This window comes from Oleiphilus sp. HI0079, assembly GCF_001635105.1.
The window spans coordinates 1-392 of the sequence record NZ_LWFT01000455.1; the positions used below are offsets into that span (position 1 = coordinate 1).

A 392-nucleotide genomic window follows, 5' to 3' on the forward strand; every position below is an offset into this window, starting at 1 on the left:
AGACCGGCTTTGGTTCAGGAAACAGATATTTATTCGATGACTGCGCGTCAAAGACTACAGATCCTTCCTGGGTTAACTGGCTTGTGGCAAGTTTCTGGACGCGCTGACACGACGTTTGAAGAACAAGTGTCATTGGATATTCGATACATCAAAGAGCAGAGCTGGATGAAGGACATTAAGATTTTGCTGTCTACCGTTCCGGTTGTTCTATTTGGCAGAGGTGCCTATTAGTAATCTCGTTAATCGGATAAGTCCGGTTGTTTTTTTCAGCTTTCGCCTAAATGCAGTACATAGTGGGAGTGTCGCCTAATGCAGTATTCAGACAAGCCATTGTTTTCGATTATTGTAGCTTTGAACAAACGTGAAGATGAATTGATGTTCAGTCTCGACTC

1 protein-coding gene is annotated in these 392 nt (G+C 43.1%); it reads left to right on the plus strand.

Annotated elements, in window-relative coordinates; translation table 11 throughout:
• Positions 1–231 (plus strand): sugar transferase (locus tag A3750_RS05945; RefSeq protein WP_197474937.1); only part of this gene is annotated, 231 nt, incomplete at its 5' end.
• Between the last annotated feature and the right edge of the window lie 161 nt (positions 232–392).